The 9825-nt window shown below is 63.6% G+C and carries 9 protein-coding genes; 5 read left to right on the plus strand and 4 right to left on the minus strand.

Features of this window, described 5'->3' with window-relative positions:
• The first annotated feature begins 3 nt into the window (after window positions 1–3).
• The 4 genes from NKI19_RS15570 (at window position 4) to NKI19_RS15585 (ending at window position 4376) form a co-directional block, all read left to right on the plus strand.
• Window positions 4–1221 (plus strand): urate hydroxylase PuuD, encoded by a 1218-nt coding sequence (locus NKI19_RS15570; protein WP_352490377.1) that lies wholly within the window; start codon window positions 4–6, stop codon window positions 1219–1221.
• A 1-nt stretch (window position 1222) separates the two neighbouring features.
• Window positions 1223–2536 carry a guanine deaminase gene (gene guaD, locus NKI19_RS15575; RefSeq protein ID WP_352490376.1) on the plus strand — a complete coding sequence of 438 codons (1314 nt, stop codon included), beginning with the start codon at window positions 1223–1225 and terminating at the stop codon, window positions 2534–2536.
• Between the two features lie 74 nt (window positions 2537–2610).
• Window positions 2611–3114: a heme-degrading domain-containing protein gene (locus NKI19_RS15580; protein ID WP_352490375.1), complete on the plus strand. Its 504-nt coding sequence runs from the start codon at window positions 2611–2613 to the stop codon at window positions 3112–3114.
• On the plus strand, window positions 3111–4376 hold the full coding sequence (locus NKI19_RS15585) for a glycerate kinase type-2 family protein (RefSeq protein ID WP_352490374.1): 1266 nt from the start codon (window positions 3111–3113) through the stop codon (window positions 4374–4376). The genes NKI19_RS15580 and NKI19_RS15585 overlap by 4 nt, the downstream gene beginning before the upstream one ends.
• Before the next feature lies 1 nt (window position 4377).
• On the opposite strand, the gene NKI19_RS15590 is transcribed toward NKI19_RS15585, so the two are convergent.
• The 3 genes from NKI19_RS15590 to NKI19_RS15600 all read right to left on the minus strand — a co-directional run bounded on the left by NKI19_RS15590 (window position 4378) and on the right by NKI19_RS15600 (window position 8004).
• Complete coding sequence (locus tag NKI19_RS15590; protein WP_352490561.1) at window positions 4378–5100, minus strand: UdgX family uracil-DNA binding protein; 723 nt, start codon at window positions 5098–5100, stop codon at window positions 4378–4380.
• 85 nt (window positions 5101–5185) lie between these two features.
• A complete protein-coding gene (locus NKI19_RS15595) occupies window positions 5186–6607 on the minus strand; it encodes a glutamine synthetase family protein (RefSeq protein ID WP_352490373.1) in 1422 nt (473 codons plus the stop codon).
• A 14-nt stretch (window positions 6608–6621) separates the two neighbouring features.
• The gene (locus tag NKI19_RS15600) at window positions 6622–8004 is read right to left on the minus strand and encodes an aspartate aminotransferase family protein (RefSeq protein ID WP_352490372.1); all 1383 of its coding nucleotides are present in this window, start codon (window positions 8002–8004) and stop codon (window positions 6622–6624) included.
• Between the two features lie 157 nt (window positions 8005–8161).
• Here NKI19_RS15600 and NKI19_RS15605 point away from each other — a divergent pair, with 157 nt between their 5' ends.
• Window positions 8162–8617 (plus strand): hypothetical protein, encoded by a 456-nt coding sequence (locus tag NKI19_RS15605; RefSeq protein WP_352566977.1) that lies wholly within the window; start codon window positions 8162–8164, stop codon window positions 8615–8617.
• An 8-nt stretch (window positions 8618–8625) separates the two neighbouring features.
• Here NKI19_RS15605 and NKI19_RS15610 read toward each other — a convergent pair whose 3' ends face one another.
• Complete coding sequence (locus NKI19_RS15610; protein ID WP_352490370.1) at window positions 8626–9600, minus strand: WD40 repeat domain-containing protein; 975 nt, start codon at window positions 9598–9600, stop codon at window positions 8626–8628.
• Window positions 9601–9825: the final 225 nt, after the last annotated feature.

The following is a 9825-nucleotide window of genomic DNA, read 5'->3' on the forward strand; positions in this document are numbered from 1 at the left end:
TTCATGATGGATTTCGCGATATTCTGGGATTGGCTGAGTTTCGCCGTGCGCTGGCTGCACGTCGTTACCGGCATCGCCTGGATTGGATCGTCCTTTTATTTCGTCGCGCTCGACCTCGGCCTGCGCCAGCGTCCGGGCATGCCTGCCGGAGCCTTCGGCGAGGAATGGCAGGTGCATGGTGGCGGCTTCTACCACGTGCAGAAATATCTGGTGGCACCGGCTGAAATGCCCGAGCACCTGACCTGGTTCAAATGGGAATCCTACGCCACCTGGCTGTCAGGCTTCGCCATGCTGTGCGTCGTCTACTATGCCGGGGCGGACCTGTTCCTGATCGATCCCAATGTGCTTGCGATGTCGGTGCCTACAGGCATCCTGCTGTCGCTGGCGACGATCGGTGTCGGCTGGGTGGTCTACGATCTCTTGTGCCGTTCGCCGCTCGGCAACAGCGACACCGGCCTGATGCTGGTGCTGTATGGGGTGCTGGTATTCATGGCCTGGGGGCTGACCCACCTGTTCACCGGCCGCGCTGCCTTCCTGCATCTTGGCGCCATCACCGCAACGATCATGTCGGCGAATGTCTTCATGGTCATTATCCCCAACCAGAAGATCGTCGTCGCCGACCTGATCGCCGGCCGTAAGCCCGATCCGAAATACGGCAAGATCGCCAAGCAGCGCTCGCTGCACAACAATTACCTGACGCTGCCGGTTTTGTTCCTGATGCTGTCGAACCATTATCCGCTGGCGTTCGGGACAGAGTTCAACTGGGTCATCGCCTCGCTGGTGTTCATCATCGGCGTGCTGATCCGGCACTATTTCAACACCAGGCATGCGCGCAAAGGCAATCCGACCTGGACCTGGCTGGCGGCGGCCGTCCTGTTCGTCCTCATCATCTGGCTGTCGACGGTGCCGAAACTGCTGACCGGCGAGGTCAAAACGTCCTCGGCGGCACAGGTCTACGTCGCCTCGGCGCATTTTCCCGCCGTGCGTGATACGGTGCTTGGCCGCTGTTCGATGTGCCACGCGGCCGAGCCGTCCTACGAGGGCATTTACCACGCGCCGAAGGGCGTGATGCTCGATACCGATGCCGGCATCGCCGAGCACGCCGGCGAGATCTACCTGCAGGCCGGGCGCAGCCACGCCATGCCGCCCGCCAACGTCACCCAGATCACCGACAAGGAACGGGCGCTGCTGGTGGCATGGTTCGAAGGCGCGGGGAAATAGCATGACCAGCACGCTGCTGCGCGGCCGCACGCTGTCGTTTTTGCGCTGGCCCGAAACCATCGACGACCATTCCGCCTGGCGCTACGAGCAAGATGGCGGCTTGCTGCTCCGCGACGGCAGGATCGTTGCCGCGGGCGCCTATGCCGAGATCGAAAAAAAGGCGGGCGAGGGAACAAAAAAGATCGACCATAGGCCGCATCTGCTGCTGCCCGGGTTCATCGATGCGCACGCGCATTTTCCGCAGATGCAGGTCATCGCTTCCTTCGGCGCCGAGCTGCTTGACTGGCTGAACACCTACACTTTTCCGGAAGAGGCAAAATTCCAGGACGCCCAGCATGGCCGCCGTATCGCCAGGCTGTTCCTGGATGAAGTATTGCGGCATGGCACGACGACAGTCGCGGCCTATTGCTCGGTACACAAGGAATCTGCCGAAGCGTTCTTTGCCGAGTCGCACGACCGCAACATGCTCAACATCGCCGGCAAGGTGATGATGGACCGCAACGCGCCGGACGGCGTGCTCGACACGCCGCAATCGGGCTATGACGACAGCAAGACGTTGATCGATGAGTGGCACGGCAAGGGGCGCCAGCACTATGCCATCACGCCGCGCTTCGCCATCACCTCGTCGCCCGAGCAATTGGAGATGGCGGGCGCGCTCTGCCGCGAATATCCTGATCTGCACATGCAGACGCATCTGTCGGAAAACCACGCGGAGATCGCCTTCACACAGCGATTGTACCCGCAGACGCGGGACTATACCGATGTCTATGAGCGCTATGGGCTGCTCGGGCGCAGAAGCCTGTTCGGCCATTGCATCCACCTGTCGGAACGCGAGGCGGATGCGCTTTCCGATAGCGGCTCGGTGGCGGTGTTCTGCCCGACCTCCAACCTGTTTCTCGGCTCGGGCCTGTTCGATTATCAGCGCTATCGTCGCCGCGAGAAGCCGCTTCGCATCGCCGCCGCCACCGATGTCGGCGGTGGCACCAACTATTCGATGCTGCGCACCATGGACGAGGGCTACAAGGTGATCGCGCTGAACGGCGAGAAGCTCAATCCGTTCCAGTCCTTCTGGCAACTGACCCGCGGCAATGCCGAGGCGCTGTCGCTTGTGGAAAAGATCGGCACCCTGGAGGAAGGCAGCGACGCCGATATCATCGTGCTCGACGCCCGCGCCACGCCGGCGATGCGGCTGCGGGTAGAGACGGCGGACACGCTCGCCGAGGAATTGTTTCTGCTGCAGACGCTCGGCGACGACCGCGCCGTGCGCGAGGTCTATGTCGCCGGCTGCGCGGCCAAGACGGATATGGCGGTTTAGCCGTCGTATGCGGCCGGCTTGACCGGGCGGCAGCCATCCGCCAAAGCAACAGGCGAGATTGACAGGGGAACGACATGGCCGTTGCGGACGACATCGCTCTGATCGAGAAACAGGAAGCCACGCTCGTTTTCTCCGCCTTCGACGAGGCTGTCGCTTTCGAGATCGGCACGGCGATCCACGACCGGGCCCTCGAGGAAAACCTGCCGATCATCGTCGATATCAGAACCTTCGACCGGCCGCTGTTCTATGCGGCAATGCCCGGCTCGAACGCTTCCAATCCGGATTGGGCGCGGCGCAAGATCAACGTCGTGCGGCGGTTCCTGAAAAGCACCTATCGCATGGTGCTGGAGCAGCAGCGCCCCGACCGCAGCTTCAAGCCTGGCGAGGGGCTGGACGTTGCCGACTACGTGCTGGCCGGTGGCGGCTTTCCCATCGCTGTCAAGGGCGCCGGCGTCATCGGCGTGATCGCCGTCTCCGGCCTGCCGGAGCGCGAGGACCACGGCGTGGTCGTCAATGCGCTTTGTGAGTATCTCGGCATAAATGCGCGCGAGCTGGCATTGCCGGCGGAAGCAAAATGACAGAGGTAGACCCCAAGCTCTTTCTCATCTCGATCTTCAACGCCGCTGTTGCCGCCGCCGATCCGCAGAGGACGATCAAGGATCATTTGCCGGCAAGGCCGAAGGGCCGCACCATCGTCATCGGTGCAGGAAAAGGCTCGGCGCAGATGGCGGCGGCTTTCGAGGAAGCGTGGGACGGGCCGATCGAGGGGCTGGTCGTCACACGCTACGGCTATGGCGCAGCCTGCCGGCGCATCGAGATCATCGAGGCAGCGCATCCGGTGCCGGATGCCGCGGGGCTCGAAGCTTCCCGACGGCTGCTCGAAAAAATCCAGGGACTGACTGCGGACGACCTTGTCGTGGCGCTCATTTCCGGCGGCGGTTCGGCGCTGCTGCCGTCACCTGCCGAAGGTCTGACGCTGGCCGATGAGATCGCCGTCAACGAGGCGCTGCTCGCCTCCGGCGCGCCGATCGCCGCGATGAACACCATCCGCAAACATCTTTCCTCGATCAAGGGCGGCAGGCTGGCGGCCGCTGCCTATCCAGCCAGGGTGGTGTCGCTGGTGGTCTCCGACATTCCGGGCGATAACCCGGCGCTGGTCGCTTCTGGTCCGACCGTGCCGGATATAAGCAGCCGTGAGGACGCATTGGCGTCGATCGCTGCCTATGGCATGAGCCTGCCGGCTTCGGTCATGGCGCATATCAATTCGCCGGCGGCCGATGCACCGCGTCCGGACGACTCGCGTTTTTCGCGCAACGAGGTACATCTGATCGCCTCGGCCGGCGTATCGCTGGAAGCGGCTGCGGCCGAGGCCAGGCACCAAGGTATCGAAGCGGTCATCCTCTCCGATTCCATCGAGGGCGAGGCGCGTGAGGTCGGCGGCGTCCACGCCGCGATCGCGCGCGAAGTGGCGACGCGCAACCGGCCATTCGCAAAGCCGGTGCTGATCCTGTCGGGCGGCGAGACGACCGTGACCTTGCGCGCGAAAGGCAAGGGCGGCCGCAACTCTGAATTCCTGCTCGCCTTCGCCATCGGCATCAGCGGCATGGCGGGCGTCTACGCACTGGCCGCCGACACCGACGGCATAGACGGTTCGGAAGACAATGCCGGCGCCTTCGCCGACGGCTCGACAGTGTCGCGGATGCATAAGGCGAGCGTCGACGCCAAGGCCATGCTTGCCGGCAACAACGCCTGGACGGCATTCAATGCCGTAGATGACCTTTTTGTACCCGGTCCGACCGGCACAAACGTCAACGATCTCCGGGCGATATTGATCAAATAGCTCAGGCGGCCATCAGCTTTTTCACCGCTCTCATATCCTGCAGGAACCGCTCGCGTTCTGCCTGCTTGTCCGCCGGCTCGCGAATGCGCAGGATGAAGGACGGGTGGATGGTGACGAAGACACGCAAGCCATCGTCGCGCTCTACGACCGCCCCGCGCATTTTCATGATCGGCACCACCTTGCCGAGCAGCGCCTGCGCCGCCGTTGCGCCGAGCGCTACCGCCAGATTGGGCTTGATCAGATCGATCTCCTTGTCGAGCCACCAGCGGCAAGCCTGCACCTCGCCGGCGTTGGGCTTGGAGTGGATGCGCCGCTTGCCGCGCGGCTCGAACTTGAAATGCTTGACCGCGTTGGTGACGTAGACTTTCAGCCGATCGACGCCGGCGTCATCCAGGATCGCGTCGAACACCTTGCCGGCCGGTCCGACGAAAGGCTTGCCCGCCAGATCCTCCTGGTCGCCCGGCTGTTCGCCGACGAAGATCACCTTGGCCCTGTCGGGACCTTCGCCGAAAACAGTCTGCGTGGCGTCGTGCCAAAGCGGACAGCGGCGGCAGATTTTAGCCGTTTCGCGCAGTTCGGGAATCGTCCTGGCGTCGATTTCTGTCGTTTCCGGGGATTTGCCGGTCGGCAAGCGTCTTGCCTGCACTTTGGCATGGTGCGGCGTCGGGGTTGTCTGCATCTTGGCGATCATGACTAGGGCGGCCTTGTTCGCTCCTGCAATCAGACACGCAATGAGCAAAGCCTGCCGAAGGTTCCGCTGAAATTATTCGGCATGGGCCTTCACCAGCGGATGGCCGACGATGTGATGCCTACACCTCGTGCAGATACAGGTGATAATCCAGTTCGCTGACCGTGCGCGCCACGCGCAGATATTCCGACTGCTTGATCGCCACGAACGTCCGGTGCAGGTCTTCGCCCAATGCGCCCTTGAGGAAGGTCGACGCCCTTGCCGCCTCGATCGCCGCACGCCAGTCGACCGGCATCGTCGTGCGCGTGACGGCCGATTCGTAGCCATTGCCGGTGGTCTCGGGACCGGGATCGAGGCCTTCGTCGAGGCCCTTGACGATGCCTGCCAGCACCGTTGCTGCCACCAAATAAGGATTCGCGTCGACACCCGATGGCCGGTGCTCGATGCGGCGGTTCTTGGCATCGCCGGCCGGCACACGCAGTGCCACCGAACGGTTGTTGACGCCCCAGGTCGGCGCCACCGGCGCATAGGATTGCGATACGAAGCGCCGCCATGAGTTGGCGTGCGGCGCAAAGACCAGCATCGATTCCGCCATCGTCTGGATCAGTCCGCCGAGGCCGCGCAGCAGCGGCAGCGACCAGCTTTCGCCGCCGGTTTCGGCAAAGACGTTCTTGCCGGCATCGTCCAGCAGCGAGACATGAAAATGCATGCCCGAGCCGGCATACTTCTCGATCGGCTTGGCCATGAAGCAAGCGGTGACACCATGACGGCGCGCCTGCGCCCGCACCAGCCGCTTGAGCATGACGAGATCGTCGGCCGCCCGCATCACGTCCTTGCGGTAGTTCAGCGTCAGCTCGTACTGGCCGGGCGCGTATTCCGAGATGACCGTCTCGGCTGGGATGCCCTGCACCTTGGCTGCGGCGTAGATGTCGGAAAACAGCGGCTCCATGCCGTGCAGATGGTCGACGGAATAGACCTCCGTCTTGGCCGAGCGGCGTCCGTCGAGCACCGCGTGCGCCGGCTGTACCTTGCCTTCGGCATCGCGCTCGTTGGCGAGCAGGAAGAATTCGAGCTCGAAGGCGCCGGCCGGATGCAGGCCCTTGGCCGCGAGGATGTCCACCTGGCGGGCGAGCGCCAGCCGCGGGTCGGACGACATCGGCTGGCCATCGAGATGGTACATCGCCATCAGCACCTGGCCGCGCGGCGGGTGGGTGCCGAATAGCGGCACCAGTGTGCCGGGGATCGGCCACGCCCGCAGGTCGCCGTCGCCGGTCGTCCAGATCAGCCCGGTCTCGTGAACATCCTCGCCGGTGATGTCGAGGCCGAGGATCGAGATCGGCATGTGCCGGCCACCCTCGAAGATGCTCATCAACTCATGTCGGCGCACGATCTTGCCGCGCCCGACGCCATTGGCGTCGGTCAGCACGATGTCGAACGCTTCGATCTCGGGATGGACGTCGAGAAAGGCCTGCGCCTCGGCAGGCGTCGAGCCCGAAGGGGATGCTGTGACCAGGTTCAAACTTTGCTTGGGCGCTTGTTTCATGCCGCAAGCTTGTCTCACGCCGTAAGCTTTGCCGCAACCGCGCCGAAGGCAGTGATCAGCCGGTTCACCTGGGCGGCGCTGGTCGCAGGAGAGATCAGCATCATGTTGTGGAAAGGTGCGATCAGCACGCCGCGATTGACCAGCGCGACATGGATTGCCGCTTCGAGCTCCGGTGCATGCGCAGCTTCCGCCTCGCCGCCATTCCTCAACGGGCCCGGTGCGCAGATGAACTCGACGCGGGCGCCGACGCGAGCAACATGCCAGGGCAGACGATAGCGATCGATGACGGCGGTCAGCCCGGCATCGAGCCGCCGCGCCAGATGGTCCATATGGCTGTAATTCGCGTCGGTCATGACATGTTCGAGCGTGGCGCGCATCGCCGCGAATTGCAGCGGATTGCCCGACAGCGTCGTCCCCATGCCGGAATAGCCGGGCTCCTTCCGGCTGATATAAGCGGCATAGCGGGCCGCAACGTCTTCGCTCATGCCCCAGACGCTCGCCGGTACGCCGCCGGCAATCGGCTTGCCGAGCACGAACAGGTCCGGCTCCAGCCCGTATTTGCTGGTATAGCCGCCGGGACCGGTCGAGATCGTATGCGTCTCGTCGATTAGCAGCAGCGTGCCGGTCGCACGGGTGAGACGCCGCAAGCCATCATGAAAGCCGGCTTCGGGCAGCACCATGCAGGAATTGGTCAGCACGGGCTCGGTGATGACGCAGGCGACATCGTTGCCCCGGAGTGCAGCGTCGAGCGCGGGCAGATCGTTGAATTCGACGACATCAGTTGCCCGCGTCAGGTCGCGGAACTCGCCGGCCAGTCCGGGTCGATTCACCGGTCTGCCGGCGACCAGCCGCACCATCGTCTCGTCGACCGAGCCATGATAGCAGCCGTTGAAGACCAGTATCTTCTCCCGGCCGGTAACGGCGCGGGCAACGCGCAGCGCGAAGCGGTTGGCATCGGTCGCCGTCGTCGCGATCTGCCACAACGGCAAACCGAAACGCTGCTGCAGCAGCGGCCCGATGACGAGCGCGTCCTCGGCAGGCAGCATGTAGGTCAGGCCGCGTCCCGCCTGCCGGCGGATGGCGCGTGCGACCGGCGACGGCGAATGACCGAACATCGAACCGGTGTCGCCAAGGCAGAAATCGTCGAGCCGATTGCCGTCGATATCTCTGATGACGGCGCCCCTGGCGCTATCGACGAGGATCGGGAACGGCGTCGGCCAGTCGTTCATCCAATGCATCGGCACGCCGCCGAAGAAGCCGGGCAGGCCATTGCCGATTTTCGCCATCGATTTCGGCCGCGCCCGGCGGAAGACTTCTGCCTCGGCCGCGCGCAACTCGGCGATCCGCGCCGGGCCGATGCCTCCGATGGAAGTCTTTGCATGGTTGATGACGTTCATGGCGGCCCTCTCAGTCGCACTTTAGACAATCGGCATCCGCCACCGCAATTGGCCGGGCGGCTGCCCTGTGTTGGGTCAGCGGTCATTTGAGTGAAAACAGGCGCTTGACCGCGAGCCGCCTTCGGGCGCCAATGGCACTTCGGCTGGAGGGGACAAGATGGTGCGGGCGATCGTCTGCGCAGTAATGCTGCTGTCGTCGGTTGGTGCGGCTCTGGCGTCCGGCGGCATCTGGTGTTCCGCCGAGGATGCAGCCGTCAAATTTCAGGTCGGTGCCGGGGTCACGGGAGGCATGGGCGGGCCGACCTTCAATTTTAGCGGCGAGCTCGAAATTCTGGGCAGGCCGGCTGGCGACAGTCTGCGCAAGACGGTATTCGGGGATCAGAACCTCACGCAATATTGGCTCGACAACAAGGAATTGCGGCTGCTCGTCTACCACGAACGGCAGGTCGAAAACGCCTACGGCTATGTCGAACTGGCGATCCTGACCAAGGCCAGTGACGAAGGCGTCTATGACGGCCGCTATTTGCTCTCAATCTATGATGTTACGGCTGATGCCGAAAAGGACGGCAAACCGGATGAATTGACCGGCAAAGTATCTTGCGGAGCCGAGTAAGTAACAGGTTACGCCGAAATATCGATGACGCCGCAATCGCCCGCAGCGCTGCCAAAAGCGACGCGGCGCTCTTCCTTGTCCCACATCATCGAGGTGATGGCGCCCTTGCCCGGCCGGCGCAACAGCACTTCCCTGGCGTCGGCGAAGCGCACCGCCATCACCATGCCGTCATCATAGCCGATGGCAACGACGTCCTGGCTCGGGTGACAGGCGACGGAGGTGACCATCGCATTGCCGCGCGTGCCGAGTTCCAGCGGCGCCTTGCCCATCGGCCCGTCCTTGCCGGAAAACGGCCAGACGATCGCCGCTGGCGCGCCGGAACTCGCCAGCCATTTGCCCTTGGCGCTCCACGACAGGCTTTTGACCTTGCCGGGGTAGCCGGACATCCGCATGTGCTTGCCGTCGGCGAGCTTCCAGCCATGCAGCGCGTTTTCCTGCATTGTGGTGACGACGAAGCCGCCGTCCGGCGAGAAGGTGATGCCGGTGTGGGCGCCGGCCCATTCGAGCTCGACCGGCTTGCCGTCGGCGGCCGGGAAATGCAGCGTCGCGCCGTTGTAGCGGGCAACGCCGAAGCGCATGCCCTTGGGCGAGAAGGCAAGCCCCTCGACCGAGCGCGGATGCGAGAATTCCCTGGTTTTGCTGTCGGCAAAGCGCACATAGGCAATCTTGCCCGAAGCATAGGCAACAGCGCCTTGCGGCCCGGCGGCGACGCTGGTGATCCATTTTTTGCCCGCGGCCGCCAATTCCGCAGTATTGCCGCCTGCGGTCACGGCAAAGATCTTGCCGTCCTCACCACCGGTGATCAGCCGGTCGTTTGCCGCATCATGGAAGGCGGCGAGCATTCCGTCATTGGCCTGCACCGTCTTGTGGCCGTGGTCGAGCCGATGGATTGTGCCGTCAGCCAGCGCAAAATGCGGCACGTCACCGAGGAATACGGCGGCGAGGCAGTGGCCTTCGAGATCGAGCGGGGCGACTGTCGGCATGAGAGATCATTCCGTTTGAGATTTCTGCTGCCTCACCCTTAAGGGGTTGAGCTGCGGGTCTCAACCCGTGCTTCGGATCGTCGTGAGGAGAGACCGCCAGCGTTGCGGGCTGCTCCTTCTCTCACAAGGAGGCCTTTGCAGAGAAGGCGCATAGATATGCGATTTGAGAGATATATGCTTTTTTGAGCGCCGAGAGCGCTGCCTGGGCGTTCAGCGAGGCAATTT

The organism is Mesorhizobium sp. M0751 (assembly GCF_040320265.1).
In the GTDB taxonomy this organism is placed as follows: Bacteria; Pseudomonadota; Alphaproteobacteria; order Rhizobiales; family Rhizobiaceae; genus Mesorhizobium.